General features: G+C 68.8%; 22 protein-coding genes and 3 pseudogenes. 15 read left to right on the top strand and 10 right to left on the bottom strand.

Annotated features, from left to right (window positions below; genetic code table 11):
* Nucleotides 1–11 precede the first annotated feature (11 nt).
* Together KMS84_RS05295 and KMS84_RS05290 are read left to right on the top strand one after the other, a co-directional pair.
* Nucleotides 12–1,232 (top strand): sensor histidine kinase, encoded by a 1,221-nt coding sequence (locus tag KMS84_RS05295; protein ID WP_256914855.1) that lies wholly within the window; start codon nt 12–14, stop codon nt 1,230–1,232.
* Nucleotides 1,232–1,864 carry a LuxR C-terminal-related transcriptional regulator gene (locus tag KMS84_RS05290; RefSeq protein WP_438818902.1) on the top strand — a complete coding sequence of 211 codons (633 nt, stop codon included), beginning with the start codon at nt 1,232–1,234 and terminating at the stop codon, nt 1,862–1,864. Before KMS84_RS05295 ends, KMS84_RS05290 begins: the two co-directional genes overlap by 1 nt.
* A gap of 294 nt (nt 1,865–2,158) precedes the next feature.
* Here the strand turns inward: KMS84_RS05290 and KMS84_RS05285 are convergent, their stop codons facing one another.
* Complete coding sequence (locus tag KMS84_RS05285; protein WP_256914853.1) at nt 2,159–3,052, bottom strand: LysR family transcriptional regulator; 894 nt, start codon at nt 3,050–3,052, stop codon at nt 2,159–2,161.
* A 102-nt stretch (nt 3,053–3,154) separates the two neighbouring features.
* On the opposite strand from KMS84_RS05285, the gene KMS84_RS05280 reads away from it, so the two are divergent.
* Complete coding sequence (locus KMS84_RS05280; RefSeq protein WP_256914852.1) at nt 3,155–4,243, top strand: alcohol dehydrogenase catalytic domain-containing protein; 1,089 nt, start codon at nt 3,155–3,157, stop codon at nt 4,241–4,243.
* 153 nt (nt 4,244–4,396) lie between these two features.
* Complete coding sequence (locus KMS84_RS05275) at nt 4,397–4,555, top strand: DUF6417 family protein (RefSeq protein WP_256914851.1); 159 nt, start codon at nt 4,397–4,399, stop codon at nt 4,553–4,555.
* A 107-nt stretch (nt 4,556–4,662) separates the two neighbouring features.
* Here the strand turns inward: KMS84_RS05275 and KMS84_RS05270 are convergent, their stop codons facing one another.
* Nucleotides 4,663–5,628: an NAD(P)-dependent alcohol dehydrogenase gene (locus KMS84_RS05270; RefSeq protein ID WP_256914850.1), complete on the bottom strand. Its 966-nt coding sequence runs from the start codon at nt 5,626–5,628 to the stop codon at nt 4,663–4,665.
* A 108-nt stretch (nt 5,629–5,736) separates the two neighbouring features.
* Between KMS84_RS05270 and KMS84_RS05265 the strand changes: the two genes are divergently transcribed.
* Together KMS84_RS05265 and KMS84_RS05260 are read left to right on the top strand one after the other, a co-directional pair.
* Complete coding sequence (locus KMS84_RS05265; protein WP_256914849.1) at nt 5,737–6,417, top strand: TetR/AcrR family transcriptional regulator; 681 nt, start codon at nt 5,737–5,739, stop codon at nt 6,415–6,417.
* A gap of 313 nt (nt 6,418–6,730) precedes the next feature.
* Nucleotides 6,731–7,084 (top strand): ANTAR domain-containing protein, encoded by a 354-nt coding sequence (locus KMS84_RS05260; RefSeq protein WP_256914848.1) that lies wholly within the window; start codon nt 6,731–6,733, stop codon nt 7,082–7,084.
* Nucleotides 7,085–7,750: 666 nt separating this feature from the next.
* Here the strand turns inward: KMS84_RS05260 and KMS84_RS41860 are convergent.
* The gene (locus KMS84_RS41860) at nt 7,751–8,161 is read right to left on the bottom strand and encodes a MerR family transcriptional regulator (protein WP_368860705.1); all 411 of its coding nucleotides are present in this window, start codon (nt 8,159–8,161) and stop codon (nt 7,751–7,753) included.
* A 55-nt stretch (nt 8,162–8,216) separates the two neighbouring features.
* Between KMS84_RS41860 and KMS84_RS41855 the strand changes: the two are divergent.
* Both KMS84_RS41855 and KMS84_RS05250 read left to right on the top strand, forming a co-directional pair.
* Nucleotides 8,217–8,438: pseudogene (locus tag KMS84_RS41855) on the top strand (alpha/beta fold hydrolase); the annotation flags it as partial.
* A 91-nt stretch (nt 8,439–8,529) separates the two neighbouring features.
* Nucleotides 8,530–9,015, top strand: a complete 486-nt coding sequence (locus KMS84_RS05250; RefSeq protein WP_256914954.1) for an alpha/beta fold hydrolase — start codon at nt 8,530–8,532, stop codon at nt 9,013–9,015.
* A 78-nt stretch (nt 9,016–9,093) separates the two neighbouring features.
* Here KMS84_RS05250 and KMS84_RS05245 read toward each other — a convergent pair.
* Nucleotides 9,094–9,686, bottom strand: a pseudogene (locus KMS84_RS05245) (IS5 family transposase); the annotation flags it as partial.
* A gap of 109 nt (nt 9,687–9,795) precedes the next feature.
* Between KMS84_RS05245 and KMS84_RS05240 the strand changes: the two are divergent.
* Nucleotides 9,796–10,410: a GNAT family N-acetyltransferase gene (locus tag KMS84_RS05240; protein ID WP_256914846.1), complete on the top strand. Its 615-nt coding sequence runs from the start codon at nt 9,796–9,798 to the stop codon at nt 10,408–10,410.
* A 308-nt stretch (nt 10,411–10,718) separates the two neighbouring features.
* Nucleotides 10,719–11,842, top strand: a pseudogene (locus KMS84_RS43440) (IS630 family transposase).
* A 28-nt stretch (nt 11,843–11,870) separates the two neighbouring features.
* Here the strand turns inward: KMS84_RS43440 and KMS84_RS05225 are convergent.
* Complete coding sequence (locus tag KMS84_RS05225; protein WP_256914844.1) at nt 11,871–12,743, bottom strand: SDR family oxidoreductase; 873 nt, start codon at nt 12,741–12,743, stop codon at nt 11,871–11,873.
* Nucleotides 12,744–12,886: 143 nt separating this feature from the next.
* On the opposite strand from KMS84_RS05225, the gene KMS84_RS05220 reads away from it, so the two are divergent.
* Both KMS84_RS05220 and KMS84_RS05215 read left to right on the top strand, forming a co-directional pair.
* Complete coding sequence (locus KMS84_RS05220; protein ID WP_256914843.1) at nt 12,887–13,291, top strand: winged helix-turn-helix transcriptional regulator; 405 nt, start codon at nt 12,887–12,889, stop codon at nt 13,289–13,291.
* Nucleotides 13,292–13,404: 113 nt separating this feature from the next.
* A protein-coding gene (locus tag KMS84_RS05215; RefSeq protein ID WP_256914948.1) for an IS5 family transposase occupies nt 13,405–14,213 on the top strand; the annotation gives its coding sequence in 2 pieces (ribosomal slippage) (nt 13,405–13,752 and nt 13,755–14,213; 807 coding nt in all).
* Between the two features lie 470 nt (nt 14,214–14,683).
* Here KMS84_RS05215 and KMS84_RS05210 read toward each other — a convergent pair.
* Complete coding sequence (locus KMS84_RS05210; RefSeq protein WP_256914842.1) at nt 14,684–15,142, bottom strand: fibronectin type III domain-containing protein; 459 nt, start codon at nt 15,140–15,142, stop codon at nt 14,684–14,686.
* 730 nt (nt 15,143–15,872) lie between these two features.
* Here KMS84_RS05210 and KMS84_RS05205 point away from each other — a divergent pair.
* On the top strand, nt 15,873–16,208 hold the full coding sequence (locus KMS84_RS05205; RefSeq protein WP_256914841.1) for a hypothetical protein: 336 nt from the start codon (nt 15,873–15,875) through the stop codon (nt 16,206–16,208).
* Between the two features lie 947 nt (nt 16,209–17,155).
* Here KMS84_RS05205 and KMS84_RS05200 read toward each other — a convergent pair.
* On the bottom strand, nt 17,156–17,380 hold the full coding sequence (locus KMS84_RS05200; RefSeq protein WP_256914840.1) for a hypothetical protein: 225 nt from the start codon (nt 17,378–17,380) through the stop codon (nt 17,156–17,158).
* Between the two features lie 236 nt (nt 17,381–17,616).
* Here KMS84_RS05200 and KMS84_RS05195 point away from each other — a divergent pair, with 236 nt between their 5' ends.
* Nucleotides 17,617–18,192, top strand: a complete 576-nt coding sequence (locus tag KMS84_RS05195) for a hypothetical protein (protein ID WP_256914839.1) — start codon at nt 17,617–17,619, stop codon at nt 18,190–18,192.
* 254 nt (nt 18,193–18,446) lie between these two features.
* Here the strand turns inward: KMS84_RS05195 and KMS84_RS05190 are convergent, their stop codons facing one another.
* On the bottom strand, nt 18,447–18,599 hold the full coding sequence (locus KMS84_RS05190) for a hypothetical protein (RefSeq protein ID WP_256914838.1): 153 nt from the start codon (nt 18,597–18,599) through the stop codon (nt 18,447–18,449).
* A gap of 168 nt (nt 18,600–18,767) precedes the next feature.
* Here KMS84_RS05190 and KMS84_RS05185 point away from each other — a divergent pair, with 168 nt between their 5' ends.
* Complete coding sequence (locus tag KMS84_RS05185) at nt 18,768–20,651, top strand: hypothetical protein (RefSeq protein ID WP_256914837.1); 1,884 nt, start codon at nt 18,768–18,770, stop codon at nt 20,649–20,651.
* Here the strand turns inward: KMS84_RS05185 and KMS84_RS05180 are convergent.
* Both KMS84_RS05180 and KMS84_RS41850 read right to left on the bottom strand, forming a co-directional pair.
* A complete protein-coding gene (locus tag KMS84_RS05180) occupies nt 20,631–22,850 on the bottom strand; it encodes a bifunctional glycosyltransferase/CDP-glycerol:glycerophosphate glycerophosphotransferase (RefSeq protein ID WP_256914836.1) in 2,220 nt (739 codons plus the stop codon). The two genes, KMS84_RS05185 and KMS84_RS05180, sit on opposite strands and share 21 nt — an antisense overlap.
* Nucleotides 22,851–22,875: 25 nt before the next feature.
* A complete protein-coding gene (locus tag KMS84_RS41850; protein WP_368860704.1) occupies nt 22,876–23,400 on the bottom strand; it encodes a transposase in 525 nt (174 codons plus the stop codon).
* Nucleotides 23,401–24,042 lie beyond the last annotated feature (642 nt).

The raw sequence follows: 24,042 nt of genomic DNA, 5'->3' as shown, positions 1-24,042 counted from the left end.
ACGTTGATCGCATGCAACCCACAACAGCCTGGCAGGCCATGGCTCAGCGTCCGCTGAGCTTTCTGACCTCGAGCTGGCCCTGGCGGTCGCTGGCCTATCTGAGCGGAGGCGTCGTGGTCGGCGCCGCGGCGGTGCTGGTCTTCACCCTGGGCCTGGCCGCGGGGCTCGCTCTGCTGGTCGTGCTGATCGGTGTCGCGCCGCTGGTCGGAATGGTGCTGGTGTCCACGCTGGTGGCCCGGGTGGAGCGCCGCCGACTGCGCCTGGTGGACCTCGACCACCTGTCCGACCCGCACCGGGCCCCGGACGGCCCCGGCCTGCGCGCCTGGACGGCCACCCGGCTCAAGGAGCAGGTGACCTGGCGGGAGTTGATGTTCACCCTGCTGTCGGCGGCGGCACTGTGGTGGATGGACCTGATGGTCCTCGCGTTCTCCTTCGGCATCCCCGCCACCACCTTCGCCACGACTGGTCGCGAGACCTGGCCGTGGACGGTGTTCGGGGCGATCGTGCTGCTGGCCTCGCCGTACACGGTGACGTCCTGGGCGGGGGCGCGGGCCGCCATGGCGCGAACCTTCCTCGCCCCGCGCGACAAGGAGCTCGGGGAGGAACTGCGCGAGGTGCGCGCCTCGCAGTCACGGCTGCTCGACGCCTTCGACGCCGAGCGGGTACGCATCGAGCGCGACCTGCACGACGGGGCGCAGCAGCGGCTGGTCTCGCTCGGGATGACCCTGGGGCTGATGCGCCTGGAGGTCCCGGAGGGCTCCGCGCAGTCCGAGCTGCTGACCCAGGCCGAGGCCCAGCTGTCCACCGCCCACCAGGAGTTGCGGGCACTGATCCGGGGCCTCAACCCGCCCGTCCTCGCCGACCACGGACTGGTCGCGGCGATCGAGGACTACGCCGGCCGGTTCCCGATCCCGGTGAGGGTGGATCTGCGACTGCCCGAACGACTGCCCAGGAAGCTGGAGACGACGATGTACTACCTGATCAACGAGGCCATGACGAACATCGCCAAACACAGCGGAGCCACCAGCGCCCAGGTACGCGGGCGCTACCATTCCGATCTGTTGATCCTCGACATCACGGATGACGGTCACGGTGGGGTCGATCCCGAAGCGGGCAGCGGTGTGACCGGGCTCGCGGACCGGGTCACGGCGCTCGACGGCCGGATGCGGGTGTCGAGTCCGGCCGGGGGGCCCACCCTGCTGCACGTGGAGGTTCCGTGTCGCTTCGCCTGATCGTGGCCGAGGACGCCGTCCTGTTGCGCGAAGGGCTCGTCGGGCTGCTGCAACGGGTCGGCCACGAGGTGATGGCGGCCGTCGGGGACGCCGACGCCCTGGTAGCGGCGGTGCGCGCCGACCGGCCGGACCTGATCGTCACCGACGTACGCATGCCGCCGTCTCTCAGCGACGACGGGCTGCGCTCGGCGGTCGTCCTGCGCGAGGAGTTCCCCGGCCTGCCCGTGCTTGTCCTCAGCCAGTACGTCGAGCGCTCCTACGCGCTGCGCCTGCTCGACTCGGGTGGCGGGGCCGGGGTGGGCTACCTGCTCAAGGAGCGCGTGAGCGCGGTCGTGGACTTCGTGTCCGCCATCGAGCGGGTGGCCGCCGGCGGCACCGTGGTCGACCCCGAGGTGATCACCCAGCTGGTGCGGCTGCGCCAGGATCCGCTGGAGCGGCTGAGCCCAAGGGAGCGCGAGGTGCTGGGGCTGATCGCGGAGGGCCGCACCAACGCCAGTCTCGCCAAGCACCTGTTCATCAGCGAGGCCGCCGTGAACAAGCACATCGGCAACATCTTCAACAAGCTGGACCTGCCGGTGGACACCGAGGGCCACCGCCGGGTCCTCGCGGTCCTCGCCTTCCTGAGGGCATGACGGCGCGGCCTCGTCCTCGCGGAGCAGGGGGAGGATGAGGCCGCGGTGCGCAGCGGCGCGGGAGCTCGGTCGGACATGGCTATCAGGATGTGGCGGGTGCCCTCGAAGAGGCGGCGGCTGTGCCCGCAGCTCCTTGAAGGTCTCATTGCCGAGCCCTGCTGGATGCCACTGGTCGGCCTGGTTGAACCAGAGCTGGGCGTGAACATGGTGGGCCTCCAGTGATTGCCTGGTCTGTTGGAGACCTACGTTCATCCGCCCCGGTCGATCACGCACAATTTCTGCGGCGTGCACGTATCAGGTGGTCAAGGCAATTGCTCGGGTGACGGCCGTGATCGCCGGGGTGGGGCGGCCGGGGAGCCGCGCCACGAGAACCCGGCGGATCTCGGGAGGTGCGCCTTCGACGTGCAGCAGGCTCACCCCGGGCGGCAGCACCGGCGAGAGCCGCGAGGGCACCGTCGTCACCCCGAAGCCACCGGCGACCAGTTGAAGCTTCGTCAACCAGTCGCGCGCGCAGTGGACGATGTCCGGCCGTCCGGGCAGGCCGGGCCAGACGCCGAGCAGTGGCTCGGCGTTTGACGCCGGGGCGGCAATCCACCGGGCGTCAACCAATTCGTCGACGTGCACCACGGTGCGGCCCGCGAACTCTCCGGTCGAAGGTACCGCCACGACCAGTTCGGTGTCCGCAACGGTCTCGACGTGCAGGCGCGGCGACTCGCCGTCCAAAGGCCGGTGGGGCGGTCGGGACGTCAGCACGGCAAGGTCGATCGAGCCCGCGCGCAGTGCGCGGACCAGGGAGGGCGTGGTGCCCTCGGTAGTCGTGAGCGTGATCTGCGGGTCGGTCGCCGCGAGGCGGGTGAGGGCGAGAGGCAGGATGGCCGCGCCCGCGCTCAGGAACAGTCCGAGCCGCACCAGTTCGGTACGCGGGACGGTGCCTGTGAGGTCGCGTTCGGCCGCAGTCAGGCAGTCCAGGATCGTGCGCGCGTGGCGCAGCAGAGTCAGTCCCGCCGGGGTGAGCCGTACTCCGTCGGGGCGGCGTTCGAACAGGGCGATGCCCGCGCTTCGCTCGAGGGAGGCGGCCTGGCGCGAGACCGCCGACTGGGTGTAGCCGAGCCGGGTGGCTGCTGCGGTGAAGCTGCCGGACTCGGCGATCTGCCGCAGGACCCGTAGGCCCGTACTGGAAATGTCCATGCGGGATACGCATACCACAGATGCCTGATCGTCGCTTCCCGCACGTCGCCCGGGTTCCTAGTGTCGATCCCGGCGAACAAGGACGAACACGGAGGTCATCAGGTGCGAGCAGCGGTTCTGACGCGGTTCGGTGCCCCGCTCACGGTGCGGGAAGTCCCCGATCTCGAGGCTGGCGGCGGCGAGGTGGTGGTCCAGGTCCTCGCCGCCTGTGTAGCTCCGTACGCGGCTGAGGTCTTCAGCGGCGAACGGAACTACCCCCTGATCCCTCCCGTCGTGCCCGGTATCGGCGGCGTGGGACGGGTCCTCCACGTCGGCTCGGACGCCACCCGGCTGCGCCCCGGCGACCTGGTGTGGTGCGACTCGACGGTGCGCTCGCGGGACGACGCCCTGACGCCCGACATCACGCTTCAGGGCTGGAGCTCCCGCGGCGAGGGCGGCGCGCGCCTCGCCCGGTACCTGCACGACGGGTCGTTCGCCGAGCTCATGCGGGTCCCTACGGAGAACGTCTTCCCGCTTCCCGCAGCGGCGGGGGACGACCCTGCCCGCTGGGCCGCGCTCGCCGTGTACGTGATCCCCTACGGCGGGCTGCTGGCCGGCGGGCTCGCAGCCGGTGAGACGCTGCTCGTCAGCGGGGCCACCGGCAACCTCGGTAGCAGTGCGGTCGCGGTGGCGTTTGCCATGGGGGCGGGCCGCGTGGTCGCCCCGGGTCGCAACCGGGCCACGCTCGACCTCCTCGCGGACCGGTTCGGTCCGCGTCTGCGTCCGGTCCCGCTCACCGGGGACGAGGCCGGCGACCGTGCGGCGATGTCCGCGGCGGCCGACGGCCCGATCGACATGGTGATCGACCTGCTGCCGCCGAGCGCACCCAGCTCGTCAGCGCGCACGGCGGCCATGACCGTGCGTGAATACGGCCGCGTCGTTCTCATGGGCGGCGTCGGCATGCTCGGTGGCGACGACCTCGCCCTCCCGTACCCATGGATCATGCGCAACTCGATTACCGTGCGCGGCCAGTGGATGTACCCGCGTGCAGCGAATGTCGGCATCATCCGGCTCCTCGCCTCGGGCACCCTGGACCTCGCCACCGAACGGGTCCGGTCGTTCGGCCTCAACGCCGTCAACGAGGCCGTCACGTACGCCGCTTCACATGGTGGCCCGTTCGACCGCACTGCCCTCACCCCACAGGTTCGCTGACAAGACCGACTGATCCCCACATGTGAGGCGCCGGCGACAACGCCGGCCCGGGGCCGCAGCCGTTCACCTCCGTGACCTGCCGCCCGCCGCTGACGTTGCCCGGATCATGCACAGTTACGACCACCTCGACCTCGACGAGATCGACTTCGCCCCATGGTGCACGACACGCAGCGGCTGCCCCTGTTGACCTTGGCCGAGGCCCAAGACGTGCTGCGAGTGCTGCGCGCGGTGGCCCTGGAGGGCGGGCCGACCGCTCCGCAAGCGGACCGCCTGGCCCGCGAGATCGGCGCCCGTATCCCTTCCTTGGCCTGAGCATTGCCCCTCTCGGCTGGCCGCGGGGCGGGGCGGGTCATGGGCGGGTGCTGAGGTACGTCACATGCTGACCTCACCGTTCCAGGACCGGTGCCTCGCACCACCGCCTAGTGGACCCTGACCACGTACTTGCCCCGCACCCCGCCCGCCTCCAGCGCCCGGTGTGCCGATGCTGTCTCTTCCAGCGGGAAGACCGTGTCCACCGCCGGCCGCAGCTTCCCCTCCGTCACCTGGCGGGCAAGGTCGTCGAAGAGCGCACGTTCGGGGTTGCCGCTGAAAAAGCGCACCCGGCCGCGTCCGTGGACGGCGCTGATCGCGATGTAGCCCAGCGAGGCGGCGGGCCGCGCCAGGTCTAAGGCGATGGTGACCATGCGTCCGCCGGGCTTCAGCAACCGCCGTACGGTTCGCAGGTCGGTGCCCGCCGTGTCGAAGACCACGTCGAACAATCCCAGTTCCGCTGGGGACACGGTCCTGTGGTCGACGGCGTGGTGGGCACCGAGCGCACGGACGAAGTCGAGGTTGGCAGCGCGGGCCAGAGCCGTGACCTCGGCGCCGTACGCCTGTCCAAGCTGGACGGCGGCGTTGCCGACGCCGCCCGCCGCGCCCCGTACGAGCAGCCGTTCGCCGGGACTCAGTGCGGCCTTGTCGTGGAGAGCCGTGACGGCCGTGGTGGCCACCGGCAGTGCGGCGGCGGCCACGAGGTCCAGCCCCTCCGGGACCCGGCCGAGCCGCTCGGGCCGTACCGTCACGTACTCGGCGGCGCTGCCGAATCCGGAGTTACGGCCCAGGACGCCCCACACCCGGTCGCCGACCGCTACGCCAGTCGTGCCGGTGCCGAGTGCGGCGATCTCGCCAGTGAAGTCCAGCCCGATGCGCTGCGGGAATTTTCGGCCGGTGATGAGGCGGAGCCGACCGGAACGGGCGGCCAGTTCGGCGCCGTTCACGCTGAACGCGTGCACGCGTACGAGGACCTCGCCGGGTGCCGGGGCGGGGCGTGGCACCCGGCCCACGTACAGCACGTCGGGGCCGCCGAAGCGGTCGAACAGTACGGCTCTCATCGTGCGGTCGTCCATCGTTGTGTTCTCACCTTCGCCACAGTGGCCGTGCGGGGGGATCGTGGCGCCGAGCGTAGGCTGGCAAGCGGACGAGATCGTCCAGTTGACCGGAGGTGAGAGACAGTGGTGGGGGAATCCTCTCGGATCGCGGGGCAGGACGGTCTGCGGGCGGACGCCCGGCGCAACCGGCTGAGCATCCTCTCGGCCGCCCGCGTGGTTTTCGCCGAGCACGGCATCGACGCGCCCATGGCGACCGTGGCCCGGCGAGCGGGCGTCGGCGTGGCGACGCTGTACCGGCGTTTCCCGACGCGGGACGCCCTGGTGCGGGCCACGTTCGCGCACCAGACGGACACCTGCGCTCAGGCGCTCACCGAGGCGCTGGCCGACCCCGATCCGTGGCAGGGCTTCCAGCGACTGGTCGAGACGGTCTGCGAACTGCAACGGGAGGAACGGGGCTTCCCGGCCGCGTTCGTCTCGGCCTTTCCGGACACCACGCGAGAACGCACGCGAGTATGCGAACAGGCCGAGCGGGACTTCATGGCCCTGGTCCGCAGGGCTCAGGCGGCGGGCGCGCTGCGGGCCGACTTCCACCCTTCCGACCTTGCCGTAGCCCTGTTGTCCCACTGCGGTCTGGTCACCGCACTGCCGGATGACCATGCGGCGTCCCGGCGTCTGGTGGCCTACTTGCTCCAGTCGTTCCGCGCCGAGGCGGCCCACGGAGCGCTGCCGGCGCCGAGTGCACTGTCGCTGCGCAGTCTTCCGCTCGCGGCCGACGGCTCCCAGGGACATCGACCCCCCAGAGCCTGATACAAAGCGGCGCCTGCCGCGTGGCCCGCGCTTCAGGCGACCGTGCCACTTTCGCAACAGGCCCGAGGCGAGGCGGCGGGGGGAAACTGGCGAGGTCATCCTGGCCGTAGGGAGCGAGTGGCGCGCCAATGTCGGGGGACTCGGCGGGGGAGGGGTTGGGGAGACAGCCTCTTGGGCTCTTCGCCGGCGATGGTCGGTGAAGAGCCTCTCCGTTGTCGTGTGTGATCTTCGTTTCAGGCTGGGGGTGTTCTACGGACCTGGTTTGGGGCAGGCGTACGGGAGAACACTCTGGTCCCCCTTCGGAGAAGCAGTGATGACGACCTCCCGTGATCAGCGGGCGTCGGCAGGCGAAACGCGTGACGCTGAGTTCGCCCGCCTAGAACAGGTGAATGCGCAGTTGCTGCACGCCGTCGACGCTCATGCCACGGTCGATCAGGCCATCGGTGTCCTCATCGCGGTCCACCGGCTGCCGCCGGCCGCCGGGTTCGAGGTGCTGCGCGAGGTCTCCCAGCATCTCAACGTCAAACTGCACACGATCGCGGTAACCCTGATCCGGTGGGCGCTGGGGCACCAGCCACTGCCCGAGCCGCTGGGCGAGCAACTGGACGCCGCACTACGCCGCTGCTCCCAGCATGATCCACCGGAGCAGCCGGAGTCGTCTGGGTAAGGCGGTCAGGCGTGGAAGCGCCTCCCGCCATGAGCCGGGACAGGGTGCCGGGGCTGCCAGGATGGGCGCTGTGAGCACCCCTCGCCACCCTCTGGGCACCGGCCCCCCCGGCCCCGCCGCCGCGGAACCCGCCGACCGGCCCGGCACCGCCGCGCAGCGGACCAGCCACCCGCGCCGCCCGCAGAACCTGCCCCCGCCCTGGGCCCCGGCGGGCGCAGCGCACGGCGCGTCCTCGGCCCTGGCCAGCTCCCTCCCACCTGAAAGAGCGTGTTATCCCGGTGGTGGTGTTTGTAGGGGGTCTGCCCTACCTGTGGAAACTTGGTGATCCAACCGATGCTGCCGAGCGGTTCAATGTATGGATGAACGATGCTCTGTGGGATCGGCTGCCGGTTGGTGACCAGCGAGACGTGGACGAACTGGTCGCTGCGGGACGCCACATTCAGGCCATCGCGCTGATGCGTGAGCGTGCCGGCCTCCCGCGGCCAGATCTCCGTGACTGCGTTGAACTCCTGGAACAACGTGCTCGGGTCTTGCGAGGGTAGGTGGAGTGCCGACAGGTCGATCAGGCATCGCGCCAGTTCGGAGTGCTTTCGCGGGTGAGGCGGCGGCGCATCAGGTCGATCATCGCCAGCTGAGAGGCCATTTCACTTGGCTAATTGTTGCGGGTCAGGGCGTTGTTGACGGCGTCGCGGGCTCGTCCTCCTGCAGGGGGACGCTTGCCGCATAACTCGTGCACGCATCGCACCTTGTGAGTAGGTCGTGCTCACAGTTGATCACGTGCACGAGGAATCGTTCGGCACCCTCGAGTTGTGCTCGCTGCGTCCGGATCCTGTGGAGTTGCCGCTCGATCACCCCCGTTCTCTCGGGTTCACCTCGGTGCAGAACCTGCCGGATCTCCGGCAGGCTCATGCCGACGCCCTGGCATGCACGCAGAACCCGCAAGCGGTGAAGGTGCTCCTCGCTGTAGTCGCGCTGGCCTGACGGTGTGCGCTCGGGCACGACGACGCCTACATCGTCCCAGTGCCTCAGCACATGCACCGCTACTCCAAGACGGTGAGCGACCTCTCCGATCTTCATGGGGGCCATTATCCCTGCTTGACCTCAGGTTGACCTGAGGTTCTAGCTTCATCGCATGAACACGAGGGAATCGCGACTGTCGGATCCTGTCCACATCACCGTCGACGGGGCAAGCATCGCAACATACGTACTGGTCCCCGAGCGGGGGGCTCCGCAGGGAGACGTGGTGTTCTGTCATGGCACGCCCTGGTCGTCACAGGTATGGGCGGATGCTGCACGGCACCTCAGCAGCAGGTATCGGGTGTTCATGTGGGACATGCCCGGCTACGGCAGATCACCGAACGATCCTGCAGTACCGATCGATCTTGCCTCCCAGATGTCACGATTCGCTCAGCTGCTCACGTACTGGCGCCTGGACAGGCGGGGACGTGGTGACACTCGATCCGTGGGGATCGCCGTTCTTCCGACTGGTCGCCGACCATGCCGACGTGTTCGCGGAACTCCCAGCCACGCTCCACACGGCCTTGGTCAAGGAGTACATCGCCGGTGCTGCACACCACCAGTTGACAACCGATTGGGTAGATACTTTGAGTCGGCCGTGGTTGGGGGCATCAGGTCAGTCGGCCTTCTACCGTCAGATCGCTGCGCTCCGGCCTGAACACACCAGGCCGGTCGCGGAACGCCTGCAGCAGGTGAGCTGCGCGGTGACGATCGGCTGGGGCGAGCAGGACCCCTGGGTTTCCGTCGACCAGGCAGCTCAACTGCAAGACCGGCTCCCCGGGAGACCACGCGTGACCGTGCTGGGCGAGGTTGGGCACCTTGCCCCTGTTGAAACGCCGTCGCGTGTGTCTCGCGCTCTCAGCGACTGGCTTGCCCAATCCGTAACGTGCCACGGTGAGGGTACGGACAGGTGAGAACTCATGCCAATGCACCGCTGTCCATCGAGGGGCGTCGCCGTCTGATCGAACGGTGCAAGACTCGTCCGATCCCGCGCGTCGCAGCCGAGATGGGTTGTAGCCCTTGTCACCGTGCAGCTTGCCGGGCCGCCGGCGGCGAGGCCGCGACGCGAGCGGATGGGTGGGATGTCGCAGACCAGCGGGATGAGGGCCTGGCTGTCGTGGAGATTGGCGGCGAAGATGCCGATCGACAAGGGGTCGTCCCTGGCGGTCGACGATGAGGTGGATTTTTGAGCCCTTCTTGTCACGGTCGGTCGGATTCGGTCCCGTCAGCTAGCCCCTTTGAGGGCTCGGACGCTGACCGAGTCGATCGGGCACCGCGACCAGTCCAGCTCACTCCGGGAACCGAGTTCATCCAGGGCCAGGCGGTGGAGGTTGGGCCACACCCTGGACTCGGTCCACTCGGTGAACCGAGGGAGGGCCGTCACGCCCGATAGCCCGAAGTCTGGTGGCAACTGGTTCCAGGTGCAGCCTGAGGTGGCCACGAACATGCTCGCGGCCAACACCTCCCGGTCCCCTCGCCGCCGGTGCCCTCCACTCTGAGGGCGGACAGGCACCGGCGCCACCACCCGCTGGAACAACGTCCACAGATCTTCCGGCGCCATCCGCTCGACAAGCGCAGCAGCCATCACCCCAGACTGCCGCAAGATCACGACAACTGACATGGCGTCTAAAAGGGTGTCGCATCAAGCCAAGCGCCATTTGCCTGTGGCACCAAACACGGATACCTTCCGGTCCATGTCTGCCCGGCCCCCATTGCCCACCACGCTTATCGGTCGCCATGTACGCCTTGAGCCCCTGACGATGCGGCATCTCGGCGAGTTGTTCGCTGCTGGAGGCGGTGATGAGCTGGTCTGGCAGTGGCAGGGCGGCCCCGCCCCGCAGACCGAGGAGGAACTGGGCGCCAAGCTCGCTGAGCTGCTGGAGGACGCCGAGCGGGGCGACTGTGTTCCGTTCGCGGTCATAGACCGGGCCGGTGACAAAGCCATCGGCTGGACTGCATACATGGACATCGACATGGCCAACGAGCGGCTCGAGATCGGCTGGACCTGGTACGGCCGCGCATACTGGCGAAGCGCCGTGAACACCGAGACGAAGCTACTCCTGCTCACCCATGCGTTCGAAGAACTGGGCGCGGGGCGAGTGCAGTTGAAGACCGATCACCTCAACCACCGCTCACAGGCGGCCATCGAGCGCATCGGAGCGCAGCGCGAAGGCGTACTGCGACGCCACCGCCGGCGGCCGGACGGCACCTGGCGGAACACCGTGTACTTCTCCATCCTCGCCGAGGAGTGGCCCACGGCCAAGAAAAGACTGATCGCCCGCCTCGCAGGACAGGGCTCCTGCAAATAGCGCCACGAACGGGGTATCGCCGAAATACAGGTCAAAGGGGCAATGAGTTGATCTTGAGGCCTTGATGGCTGTTCAGTTCTCCGCTTCACCCTCGGCGAGGATGCGGTAGACGGTGGCGACTGAGGGTCGCTTGCCCTGTTGCCCGTGGGGATGACGAGCTTGCGGGCAATTCGGGAACGGGCACACCGTTGGCCCGCAGACTGCGGGCGTATGCGGCCATGCTGATCAAGCTCGGCCCCCGTTACTGAGGTTGAACTCGTGATGTCGTAGGGGCTGATGGCTCGTCGCCCGTGCGGCATCACCGGGGCATGCGGTATCCACAAGGAGGCGGGCTGACTGCCGAACGGCAGCCTTTCCGCGAGGAGTTACGGCTCAAGGCGGCCGAGCGGTTCGCCCAGGGCGAGGCGGGCTCGGTCATCGCCAAGGCTCTGCGCGTCAACGTCCGCTCGGTACAACGGTGGCGGCAGAAGTGGGAGCAGGGCGGTCCGCGGGCCCTGCGGTCGCAGGGGCCGGCATCGCTGCCGAGGCTGAGCCAGGAGCAGTTCGCGCAGCTGGAGGAGGAGCTGGCCAAGGGGCCAGCCGCGCACGGCTTGGAGGACCAGCGCTGGACACTGGCGCGGATCAAGACGGTGATCGGTCAGCGCTTCCACATGGACTGCACGATCCAGGGCGTGCGGAAACTGCTGGCGCGTAATGACTGGTCATGGCAGGTCCCGGCCCGACGCGCCATGGAGCGGGACGACGAGGCGGTGGCCGGGTGGGTCAAGGAGGTGTGGCCCTGCGCGGAAGACTCGCGGCGGCCCGTGGAGCCTGGCTCGTCGTCGAGGACGAAGCCGGATTCTCCATGACGCCGCCGCACGCGAAGACCTGGTCACAGCGCGGCCGAACCCCGGTGGTGCGGGTCCGCGGCCGCTCCCGCAGACGGATCTCCAACGCCGCGCTGACCTGCTACAAACTCGGTCTCCGCTCCAGCTCAGCTACCGGCCCCGCCATGACGACGGGCGTCGCGATGGGCGCAAGAGCTTCTCCTGGCGCGACTACCGGGACCTGTTGATCGCAGCACACCAGCAGCTCGGCGGCCCGATCGTGCTCGTCTGGGACAACCTCAACGTCCACAAGGCCGCCGACCTGCAAAAGTTCGCCGAGGCCCGGGACTGGCTGACCATCTACTACCTGCCGCCCTACGCACCCGACCTCAACCCCGTCGAGGGGATCTGGTCACGATGAAGGAGAACGCGTCGGGCGCGTAGACGAAGCCGGTCTGGGGGCGGTCGTGTCCCTCCTGCGACGCGGCTGGCTCTCCAACGTCGCCTTCAGCACCCCCGAACACCTCGTCCAGCGCATCCGGCGCGGCCTACGGCACATCCAGTACCGCAGCGAACTCATAGACGGCTGCCTCGCCGAGACCGGCCTGACGATCAGACCCACCTGAGCGACCCGGCCACATCACAAGTTCAACCTCAGTCATGCAGGGCGGCCGCGAGTGCCTCGGCCAGGGTTACGGGTGGCCGGCCGAGCAGGCGGCGCAAGTCGCCTGAGTCGGTGTACATCTCGCCGCGATTCATGCCGCGGTCAGCGTCAGCGAGGACCTCCGCCAGCTCGGCGGGCAGGCCCGCGGCGGCCAGTACCTGGGCGAAGTCGGCCACCGGGAGGTCAGCGTAGGTAACCTGCTTTCCGGCCGCAGCGGAGATCGCGGCGGCGAGCTCAGTCAGGGTGAAGGATTCGTCGCCGCCGAGCTCGTACACGGCGCCGGTGTGGCCTTCAGCGGTGAGGACGACCGCTGCGGCCTCGGCGTAGTCGGCGCGGGACGCGGCGCTGATCCGCCCCTCGCCTGCGGCGCCGACGACCACGCCGCTCTGCAGGATCTGCGGCAGTTGGCTGGTGTAATTCTCCAGGTACCAGCCGTTGCGCAGCAGCACGCTGGGGATTCCGCGGTCCCGCAGATACGCCTCGGTCTCGCCGTGCGTGGCACCGATGACGGTGGTGGCCGTGTCCGCGTGCGTCGTGCTCGTGTACGCCACCAGCGACACGCCTGCCGACGCCGCGGCGTCGATCACGCGGCGGTGGTTGACGACCCGCTCGCCCACGGGGACCGAGGCCGAGATCAGCAGCAGCCTGTCCGCCCCCGCGAATGCCTCGGCCAGGCCGTCGGTGTCCGCGAAGTCGGCGCGGCGTACCGTGATGCCTCGGTCGGCCAGGTCCTTGATCCTGGCGATGTCCCGGCCGGTCGCGATGATGTCCGCGGCCGGGATCCCGCGCCGCAGCAGTGCCTCGACGGTAAGCCTGCCCAGCTGGCCGGTGGCTCCGGTGACGACGATCGGCATGATGGTCATTCCTTCCTTCCGCGCGTGCCTCGCACGCCTGCCGCGGTACGTCCGCCGCGGGATGGAACAAGAATGACCTGGACACTCTCCGTTGGGGAGTAGCCACTTCTTGGTAGGGTACTTACCGCAGCGAAAGCATTGAGGTGAGCCGTATGGCTGCTGTCGAGAATGTGACCGGGCCCATGCCGTCATTCGATCCCTATGAGCGCGGCTGCCCGTCGCGGGACCTGCTCGACCAGATCGGCAGCAAGTGGGCGGTCCTCGTGCTAGGCGAACTCGGCCGGAACGGGACCTCCCGGTTCGGCCAGCTCCGGCAGACGCTGGCGGGCGTGAGCGAGAAGATGCTCACCCAGACGCTGCGCACCCTCGAACGCGACGGGCTGGTCAGCCGGACCGTCTACCCAGAGGTGCCGCCGCACGTGGAGTACGAGCTGACCGCGCTCGGCCAGACGCTACGGGAACCGCTGAAGGCGCTCACGGAGTGGTCCGTGCTGCACATCGAAGAAGTCATCACCGCTCGCGAAGAGTACGACGACCGCACTGAGCGCACCAGGTAGTCAGCGGCGGCCAGGCCCTGGTCATGGACGGCCGCCTCGCCGAGACCGGCCCGACAATCAGACCCACCTTAGACGTCATTTCAGTCGGTGTGATCTTGCGGCAGTCTGGGGTGATGACTAGTGCGCTTGTCGAACGGTTGGCACCGGAGGACCTGTGGGAGTTGTTCCAGCGGGTAGTCCCGCCGGCCCCGGAACGCCCGCAGGGTGGCGGGCATCGGCGGCGAGGGGACCGTGAAGTGCTGGCCGGGATCATCTTCGTGGCCATCTCGGGCTGCACCTGGAACCAACTGCCGCCGGGCTTCGGCCTGTCGGGCGTGACTGCCTTTCGCCGGTTCACCGAGTGGACCGAGGCCAGGGTGTGGGCCAAGCTCCACCGGCTGGTCCTGGACGAACTTGGTTCCCGCGGCGGACTGGACTGGTCGCGGTGCGCGACCGACTCCGTCAGCGTCCGGGCCCTCAAAGGGGGCAGCTGACGGGACCGAATCCGACCGACCGCGGCAAGAAGGGTCCGAAAATCCACCTGATCGTGGACCGCCGTGGTCTGCCTCTGTCGATCGGGATCTCCGCTGCGAACCTCCACGACAGCCAGGCACTGATACCGCTGGTCCGCAGCATCCCGCCGATCCGCTCACATCGCGGTCCCCGCCGCCGACGGCCCGGCAAGCTGCACGGGGACAAGGGCTACGACTACCGCCACCTGCGACGATGGCTGGCTTCCGGTGGCATCCGGCACCGCCTGGCCCGTAAAGGCATCGAGTCATCCCGACGCCTGGGCCGGCACCGCTGGGTCGTGGAGCGGACCGTGTCCTGGCGGTCCGGCTGCCGACGGCTGCACCGCCGCTATGAGCGCAAGCCTGAACACTTCCTCGCCTTCACCGCCATCGCCGCGACACTCATATGTCACCGCCGACTCACCAACTGAAATGACGTCTAAGTCGATGACGTTCAGGCGGGTGTCGGGCCGGCAGTGCGTGCAAGCACGCAGGCCGTCGGCCAGGAGACGGCGCGCCTCGGCCTAGTCCCCACCGCATGGCAGTCCCCGGTATGGATCTGCACGGTGAGCGGCTGGCGCCGATGCCGAGCTCCACCGTCCACTCCGGCCGCGGAGGCCGACGCGCCCGGCCCTGCTCGACTTGACGGCGTCGTCAAGAGCAACGGCACGGGTGCCGGTTTCCAGAACGTCCGGCGCGACGGCATCGGGCCCGCGTGCGCCCGCGACCTGCACGTCGTGACCGGCTGCGCTGAGCGGCAGGCGCACGCCGATCGCGGTGGCGACCGCCTCGATGCCGATGTCCGGTCCCTGCTCCTCAGGCGCCCGACATCGGCATCGAGATGTGTGTCCCACGTCGGTGGTCGACCCCCCGACGAACGTCTGCTCGGGTCAGGTGGTGCTCAGTAGGCACCGACATAGGCGGGGGCCGACTCTCTGCTTTCGTCGTCGACGCTCACCACGTAGAAGAGTCCGCCAGCTCTCGGGACCCGCACCTCCCCGTCGGGGGGGTAGGAGGTAGCAAGGAGGGACGATGCGTACGGGTCGGGGGACTGGGCGTAGACACGGTAGTTCTGGCCCATGTCACCGGAGTGCCCGTCCCACGAGATGAGGACCCCGCTCCCGTCGTGCCGAGCCATCAACCCGCTGGGCTTCGGCCCGGTGCTCGGCGCGGGCCGCGTGGCGTTCACTGCTTCGGAGACGCCGGAACGCCGTCCCGATGTGTCGACCGCCTCGACGGTGTAGGTGACGGGCACGTCCTGCGGGGCCCGCGGGTCGGTGTAGGCGGTGCCGCGTACTTCGTCCGGCCCGTCCAGGTCCTGTCCGCCCACGGGCGCCGCCCACACCTCGTAGTGGTCCACGTGGTCCGACTAGGCATGCCAGCGCACGGTGTTGCCTGCCGTTGCCCGTCCGCCAGGCCGGGTAGGGCTGGCACGGCCCTACCCTGCCTCCTCGCCCACTGCGGACGTCGCATGCGACGTGCGCAGCCTGCAGTCCGACGGCTGCGAGAGCGGTGAGATTTTCGCGTCGGTGGGGTGGACCGACAAGCCCCTCAGCAGGGGACGGCGGCACTGACCCGCTGGGGTTGTCAGCCGGCTTTGAGGTCGCCGGTTGGGGTGATCGATGGTGCGTTTGAGCTTATTGCCGTGTGACCAGTCCAGGGCGCGGTCGTACTCGAGGCGTCCCACGACGATGCCGCGGGCGACGGCGGCCTGACGGGCGAAGGCTTCGCTTTTGGTGTGGGCGTGGGGAGCTGGGCGACGCGCCGGTAGGCGGCGGCGTGCTCAGGCGGGATCAGGGTGTCGCCGGCGAAGGCGTCGGCCTCGGCTTCGTTGCGCTCTCCATCAAGGGTTGTTTCGTCGTCGCGGTGGGTGCCTCGATGAAGGTGAGGCGCTTGCCGTGCACGAGGACATGACCGAGCTCAGCGCCTCGACCTTGGCGGACAGTCCACGAGCAGTTGGCGGAGAGTCCACACCCCTCACCACCACCTTCCTAGGGCCATGACACGGCGAAAAGATCGCCAACAGGTGAAAGGAATCACCTGTGCGCCCTGACCAGGCTCACCAAACGCTTGTCAAAAGGGGAAAACACATGCGCAAGTTGAGCGCTGTCGCCATAGCCGTATCCTCCATCGCCTTGGCGATCGGTTCCGCGAGTGCGGCTTCGGCTGCACCGAGCAGTCAGGCGGGTGGCGCTTCCGACGCAAGCGCCACGGCCAGCTGTCTGAAGGTCCTCGACTGGTACAACAGCGGCAGTGGCAGGTACGTGAAGGTCAAGAACTCGTGCAGCCACAAGGCGTGCTTCTCGGTCACCGTCGCAGCTGACAGGGACCCGAATTTCACCATCGGGGCGAACAAGACCGAGAGCTTCCGCTATGGCGGCATCCTCTGGACCGAGGGATCGGGAATCAAGGAGAAGGACTGCTAAGCCAGCACCGGCGCTTTCGCTCCAAAGGCAACTGAAACACTGAACGCTAAATAACGACCCGCGCCCCGCTCCAACAAAGCGAGCGGGGCGCGGTGGCGAATAGGCGGAATCCCAAAGTGTGCCGAGCCGTCAATCGACCTGCAACCGCTTTCGGCACATGCGCCACGTATGGCATCGCCGGGAAGAGCACCTGGAAAGAGTGCGCAACGGCTACTACATCGTCGGCCGGAGGGGGCGCGGGTTCGTCCGGGGTGATCAGGGAGAGTTGCTCGGCGAGGGCGCTCATCGGCCGACGCTGTTCTCGTCGAGGCACGCCTCGCTGTGGGGCGTCTGCTGAACGGGTCGCACGCACGCCAAGCTTTCACGGATCACTTCGCTGCTGGCCCGAAGCAGATGGACCAAATTGGCGGCCAGGGTCGCAGGTAGCGCTCCGCGGTCCAGCCCGCACGCGTGGACGAGGTCGCGGGCTGTGTTGTTTTCTCGGATGTGATCAGGGCGGTGAGCCGGGGGTTGGCTGGACCCGTCCGACAGCCCAGCGACACACCTTGTCGCCGAGGAACTGCACCGCCGCACCAGGGCCGCAACCGACGGGCCGATGGCAACGCGTGCGCCGGCTACCTCTGCGCGGCGACCGCGGTGTCACCAGATTCGAAGGCCCGGCGTGCTTGCCGTAACGCACGAGCGAAGAAAGCCGCAGCTCGCAGAGTTGCCGACCCGGCATCCAGGCCGGTTACATGCATCGACGGTCAATCCGAAATCGTGCCGATGCGACGACGGCCGAGCGTGAGGCGCACCGTCCCGTCTTGACCGGGTCTCAGGTGCTTGCCTCTCGTCCTGGCGGGCATGGCTCCTTCACCACGTGGGGCCACAAGCCGGGATCTGGACAGCAGTGAACTGGGAGCAGAGTTTCCGTGACACGGCGAGGGCCCCGGCTGTCGGACTCGGCATCATCGCCGTATGACGCGGGCGACGATGCCGGCGATGGCGGCGAGCGCGCTGAGGACGGCGGCACCTACGCCCAGGGGCTGCGCGAGACTCGGGTGCTCGCGGGTGAGGTAGACGGCCGCACCGGTGATCAGCAGCCCTACCACCAGGGCGAGGAGAAGCACCACCAGGCGAAGTTCCTGGTGATCGCGGTCCCGAGGACGGGAGTCGTCCGTGTCGGTGGTCATGCGAGGTGAGCTCCTTTGCGGCTTGGGCGCACAGCAGCAGCGCCCACGGGCGGGCGCGATACTTCGTGCAGGCAGTTCAGGTGACTTCCAACGTGGCTGATCCGGAACGGCGTTGGTACGCCATACGGTTGCCACTTCACTGCCATTTCAGAGGACGGGTAGCAGACCGACCCGACGAAGGTGGGGGGTCTCTAAAACCCGTCCGCGGCCGGTGCGGGCGCCGCTACCTTCGCGCCATGTCCTCCAGCGACGGACCCAGCGCGGCCGATCAGCAGCTCATCGATCACGCGGCGCGTCACGACCTCACCATCACCGCAAAGCAACTCGCGGGCTGGCGGCGGGCCGGACTTATGCCGGGGAACATCCCAGGCGGAGGCCTCGGCCAGGGCCGTGGCAGCACGTCCACGCCGCCGCCCGAGAGCTTCGACCTTGCCGTGGCTCTCGGCCGCATGTCCGGGCGCGGCAAGCGGCCGACGGACCTGGCGCTGCTGCTGTTCGCCGAAGGTCTCCCGGTACCGGAGGCGACGGTTCGCGCCGCCTTCCGCGCCGCCGTTGACACCGCCACTCTTCCCGATGAGGGTGACGGCTCGGACGACGGCCTGGACCTGGACGAGCGGCTGGACAGCCTCTCCCACCAGCTTCGCGACGGTGGCCAGGTCGTGACCCTTGTGCCGGCCCGGGCACGCCGCATCGATGAGCGCATCGCCCGCCGCCTCGGTAAACCCCCCGCCGAGATCTTGGAGTTGGACCAAAACGCCGGATCCGAGCCGCTGGCAGGAGTATTTCGAGAACCTCTACCACCTGGTCCGTGAGTGTCCCGCGGACCACGCCCGTGCGCGGACCGACCTGTGGAGGCTTGCAAGCCCATGACGTGCCGCGCTGACCCTGGGCGAACCCGGTCACCACGAATACCGCACCGCCATCGTCGACTTCTACCTCAGCGCCGATCCCCAACGCCCCGGCAACTACCTCCTCGGACCGGTCGGCCGGCCGACCGCCTGACCCGTTCCCGCCGTTCCTCCCCGCACTCCAGTCCCCTGGGATGAGACGTCCGGCCCAGGATCACCTACGCCCCTTGATCCCACGCCTGACCGCAGCCGAAGGTGACGCCGTTGAGGTCCGCCACGATCCGCAGCGGCGCCGCCGCGTCGTCATCGGGCATCAGGGCCTGGCTTAAGGCGGCGTGGACGTCGTCGTCGATCTCGCCATGAACGCTCACGACACGGACACAGTCCTGGCCTGGGCCGAACAGCGCATCACCAGACTGCCCCCGCCATGACCGGCGAACTCCGCGCCTGGCACCCGAGGGCCGAAACGACCCTGACCCGCGCGAACGTCGCTGGACCGGCACTGGTAGAACCGTCGGGTGTCCCTGCGCTCTCAGATCTTGAAGAAGTTGCCCCTCACGGTCGGCGTGCTGCTGCTTGCGCTGCTCGGGATGTTCGTGACGGCGGTGGTCCCGAGTGGGTGGGCCTACGCCATGTGTGCCGCTGTCGGCTACCTCGCCGAACCAGTCGTGGTGAAGCGGGTCACCAGCGGGATGCAGCCGCTGCCCCGCGTGGGCCTGAGCGTTGCGTCGGGTTCCGTGCTGCGCGGTTCTTCCGCCCTGGTGTTGCTGGCGCGGGCCGGGGAGGGCGGGTCGGGCGCTTTCGTCCTCGTGGCCCTGGGCTTCCTTGCGATGCAGGCGCTGCGGGTGGCATACGGTGGGCTGTTGCTGTATGTGTGGTGGTGCCGACGGCTGCCCGCCGTCACTCGCAACGTCGATCTCTCTGTTCTGCGCATCCCGGACGCTCCGCCGCGCCGGCTGATGGACCTTTACCGCGGGCCGATCGCCTTCATCGACCTGCCGCTGGTCGCGGGTGCCGCGGTCGCCGTGGAGGCCGGCGCGCGGTGGGCTGCCGGTGGCGCCGCGGCCGCCGTCCTCGCGGGCGTCGTGGCCGTCGTCCTGCTCGCCGTACCCGCCTGGCGGTCGAGGCATCTCGCCGCCAAGGGACGCGTACTGGACGCCGTCCGGGAGCAGGTACGGGCATCCGAGCCCGAGGTTGTCGTCTACTTCTCCGGCGACCTGCACTCCGCGTACCAGCTCAACGGCTGGCTGCCCGTCCTCGACCGGACAAAGCGCCGGGTGGTGATCGTGCTGCGCGAGCGCGAGATGCTGCCCCGGCTGGACCCGACGACCCGGCCGGTGGTCTGCCTGCCGCTCGGCAAGGACCTGGCCGCCTTCGAGCTGCCCAGCGCCCGGGTGGCGCTGTTCGCCGCCAACGCCGCCAACAACACCCACTTGTTGCGGATGCCGCAGTTCCGTTCCGTCTACATCGGGCACGGCGACAGCGACAAGCCGACTAGCTTCAACCCGTTCACCAAGGTCTACGACGAGGTGTGGGTAGCCGGCCCGGCGGGCCGCGAACGGTACGCCCGCTCGGGCGTCGGGGTCGCGGACACGGACGTCGTCGAGGTGGGGCGGCCTTCGCTGTGGCCCGTCGCCGCGACGACCGTCGCGGCCCCGCAGCCGACCGTGCTCTACGCGCCCACCTGGGAGGGCTTCCACGGCGACGAGGGCGCGGCCACCTCGCTGATCACAATGGGCCCGGCGCTTGTCCGTACCCTGCTGGCCCGGCAGCCGTCGATCCGGCTGCTCTACCGGCCGCACCCGCTCACCGGCACTCTCGACCGGCGGGCGAAGGCGGCGCACGCCGAGATCCTCGCGCTGATTGAGGCCGCGAACGGCGGCGCCACCGAGGACGACGCCCGGCTTGAGCGCATGGCCGCCCGGCTCGACGCGGTGCGGCATGCCGGCCGAGGCGACGAGGCGCAGACCGCCCGCGACGCTGCCCGGCCCGCCGCCGACTGGGAAGCGGTGCTCGCCGAGTGGCAGGATGCGTACTGGGCCGACGGCACCCGTCACCGGGTCACGGCCGGCTCCCGCCCCGGCCTCTACGACTGCTTCAACCACGCGGACGTTCTCATCGCCGACGTGTCGGGCGTGGTCACGGACTTCCTGGCGGCGGACAAGCCGTACGCCGTCGCCAACCCGGCCGGCCTCGACGCCGACGTGTTCCGGGAGCGCTATCCGGCAGCGGCGGCCGGCCACCTCATCGGCCCGGACCTCGCCGGACTCGACGAACTCCTCGACCGTGCGGGCGGCGCGCCCGACCCGCTCGCCCACGAGCGGGGGCGACTGCGCGCCCGTCTCCTCGGTCCGGTGGAGGCCGACCCGCTGGCCCCCTTCGAGCGTGCCCTCGACGCCCTCCTACGCCGGGCCGCCGGCTGAGTCCTGGCCGAGGAACACCCGCCGTACCACCCGCTCCGCGGCGTGTCCGTCGTCGAAGGTGCAAAAACGGCGGCGGAACGCGGACCGTGCCCGCCGGGCCGCGTCGTCGTCCGCCTGGCCGTGGAGGAGCACCTTGGTGAGCTCCTCCTCGGTCCTGGTGACGGTGCCGGGCGGCTGCTCCAGCAGGTCGAAGGTGACGCCCCGGGTGCTGCGGTACGTCTCCCAGTCCGGGGCGTAGACGACGATCGACCGGTCCAGGTTGGCGTAGTCGAACATGATCGACGAGTAGTCCGTCACCAGCACGTCGGCCGCCAGGCACAGCTCCTCGACGACGGGGTGCTTCGACACGTCCAGCAGCCGGCCGCCGCCGGACTGCGGCTCCTTGCCCTCGGCGTCGTAGTAGTGAGAGCGCAGCATCAGCACGTGGTCCGGCCCGAGCGCGGCCGCCAGCCGGTCCGGGTCCAGAAGCGGGCCGACGTCCGCGTACTCGCGGTGGGTCGGCGCGTAGAGCACCGCGGTCTGCTCCGGGGAGATGCCGAGCTCCTTGCGAATCGCGGCGATCTCGTCGGGACCGGTGTCGAAGTAGCGGTCGTTGCGGGGATAGCCGTACTCCAGCAGCTCGTACGAGCCCGGGTAGACGCGGGGCCAGATGCCCGAGGAGTGCGGGTTGGCGGACAGCAGGTAGTCCCAGCGGGCGGAGTGCTTGCGCAGCCGCGTGAAGTTCATGTCTCGGGCGCCGAGCGGGTAGCTCTCCTGGTCCAGGCCCATGACCTTCAGAGGGGTGCCATGCAGGGTCTGAAGATGCACGGACCTGGGGCGCTTGGCGATGGTGTGCGGGAAGTTGACGTTGTTGACCAGGTACTTTGCGCGGGCGAGCAGGCGCAGGGCGCGGCGCGAGCCCGCCACGGCGTGGTCGACGCCCGGAGGGAGGGAGGCGACTGCGTCCTCGCGGACGATCCACACCCCGTGGAGGTCCGGGGCGAGTTCGCGTGCGCGCTCGTAGATGTCACGGGGGTTGCAGGAGTAGCCGCGGTACCAGTACGCGGCGTAGACCGCGAGGTGGTCGTCGAGGGGGAGGCGGCGCTGGAGTTCGTAGTAGAGAAACGAGGGCAGCGCGCGTGCCCGGCGCACGGTCGTGCGCGCGGTGCGTTTCGTCATGGCGGCGCCCTTACGGGCCTTCAGCCGGAGGCGGTTGACCGGCCCGAGGGCGGCGAAGAGTCGGTAGTCGTCGCGGGCGACGAGGCGGAACTTGGCGCCGCGGGCGCCGGCCGGGAAGGTGTGGTCGGCGGGCCGGTAGCGGGTGAAGTGCCCGGCCATGCGGTGGAAGAACTCGCGGCGGTGTCGTGGGGGAACTCGGGACGAGTCGTCGATGATGGTCGTGTAGTGCCAGATGGCCCGGTCGAAGAGCGGGGCGCGGAAGGCGTCGAAGGTGTCGCCGTGCCCCTCAACGAAGGCGAAGACCTTCTCGTACTGGCCGAAGACGTCGAAGTGCCGGTCGCTGACCGTGGTCGTTATCGCGCCGGCCCGGCGCTCCCGGTAGTAGTAACAGACCCGGTCGAGGAGGGCGATTCGCTCGGCGGCGAGCAGGATGGGGTAGGTGACCGGGAGGTCCTCGTACAGCCCCAGGCCGAACCGTATGTCGAGGCCGGCGAGGAAGTCGCGGCGGATGACCTTGTTCCAGGCGGTCATCATGAGCTCGAGGACACTGAGACGGGCGGCGAGGTCGAAGGTGTCCGGGGGTGCCGGCTCGCGCAGGAGATGTGCGCGCGGGCTGGGCTCGATCGTGCCGTCGGGCAGGGCGCGGGCGTAGTCGAGGAAGAGGACGTCGGGGCGACTCGCCTCGAGCCGGGGGGCGATGGCGGCGAGGCTGCCGTCGGCTATCCAGTCGTCGCTGTCGACGAACCATACGTATGTGCCGCGGGCCTGCGCGAATCCGGCGTTGCGGGCCTCGCCGAGCCCGCCGTTGGCCGCGAGGTGCAAGACCCGGACGCGGGGGTCCCGGCGGGCGTACTCGTCGAGGATCTCGGGGCAGCCGTCGGGGGAGGCGTCGTCGACGGCGATGACCTCGAAGCGGGTGAAGGGTTGGGCGAGGATGGAGTCGAGGCAGGGACGGAGGAATGCCTCGACGCGGTAGACCGGGAGCACGAGGCTGATGAGCACGTCGGACTCGCGGGTGGCTGCCTCAGCTGCCGCTGCCATGGGACCTCCTGTGGATGACGACCGTTCACAGTAGGGTTCGTCTGCAAACGGATCTTGCCCAGAGCATGAATGCCGCGAGACTGACCGCTGCCTTGTAGGAGGTGGCGGTCCTGTCGTATCTGGTGGCGATGCCACGGAAGCCCTCAAGCTGGTTGAAGCAGCGTTCGACAGTGTTGCGTCGGCGGTAAGTGTGAGATTCGAATCGCGGAGGCCGGCCGCCTTGTCGGCCGCGATGGTGACGGTGTCGTTGTTGGTCGGCCTTCTCTGGGATGGTGTGCGCGATCCCGCGTCGCCGCAGGTAGGCACGGAATCCGCGCGAGCTGCACGCCTTGTCTGCGATCACGTGGTCGGGACGGCACCGCGGTCGGCCAACGCTGTTGCGGGGCACACGAACGCGTTCGAGCTGAGGCTGAGCACAGACACTGTCGTGCCGCTGTCCAGGCGTAATCAGGAGGGCCCAGTCGATCGCCTGATGAACGAAGCCAGGCGTAAAGGAATAGACGTCACACGCGAAAATGAGGCCATGCCAGCCTGACTCCAAAACATACACAGCGTTCCACTATGATGCATCGCGCTGCGACGTCATCTCGGAATCGAAGGCCGCTAGGGAGGATGGGCGTGCGCCAGATACTCCACCCCGAGAAACCCTCAACTTCGTTACCCAGGAGGCGCGTTGCAAAGCGGCAGTCGAGGGCAGTCGATGGAGAGACCGGAGGGAGAGTCATGACGGAACACTCTGGCCCGCGTACGCCGCCAGCATGGGCCATGCCAGGTAACCGGTGGACACCGTGGGTTTTCTGGCCCTTGCTCTGCTGGAGTATCACGTTGCTTGTGTGGCGGATAATCGATGGCGCCAGTACTGCTCGCATCCTGGTGGCAGCCTGCTTGATCCTCATGTTCGGCTCACTGCTGGCCGCCAATCGGGCCGCGAGGCGCAAACAGGGCTGAGGGGGTGTCGGGCAACTCCCGCCCGACACCCCCTCAGCGGCCAGCCCGGCGGAGCCGGTTGGGCGGGAGCGCAGCGGACGCCTGTAGTTCCCGCTTGCGGGAACTATAACCCTCTTCAGTGTTGGAGCGAAGCGGAAATACTTATATAAAGCGCGCAGCGCTTTATTAGAAATCCGCTTGCGGATTTCATGAATTCGCGGAGCGAATTCTTGTATGCCCCGGCTTGCCGGGGCATATCCCGCTC

Source organism: Streptomyces hilarionis (assembly GCF_024539675.1).
In the GTDB taxonomy this organism is placed as follows: domain Bacteria; phylum Actinomycetota; class Actinomycetes; order Streptomycetales; family Streptomycetaceae; genus Streptomyces; species Streptomyces hilarionis.
This window is presented reverse-complemented; position numbering and strand designations above follow the sequence as displayed.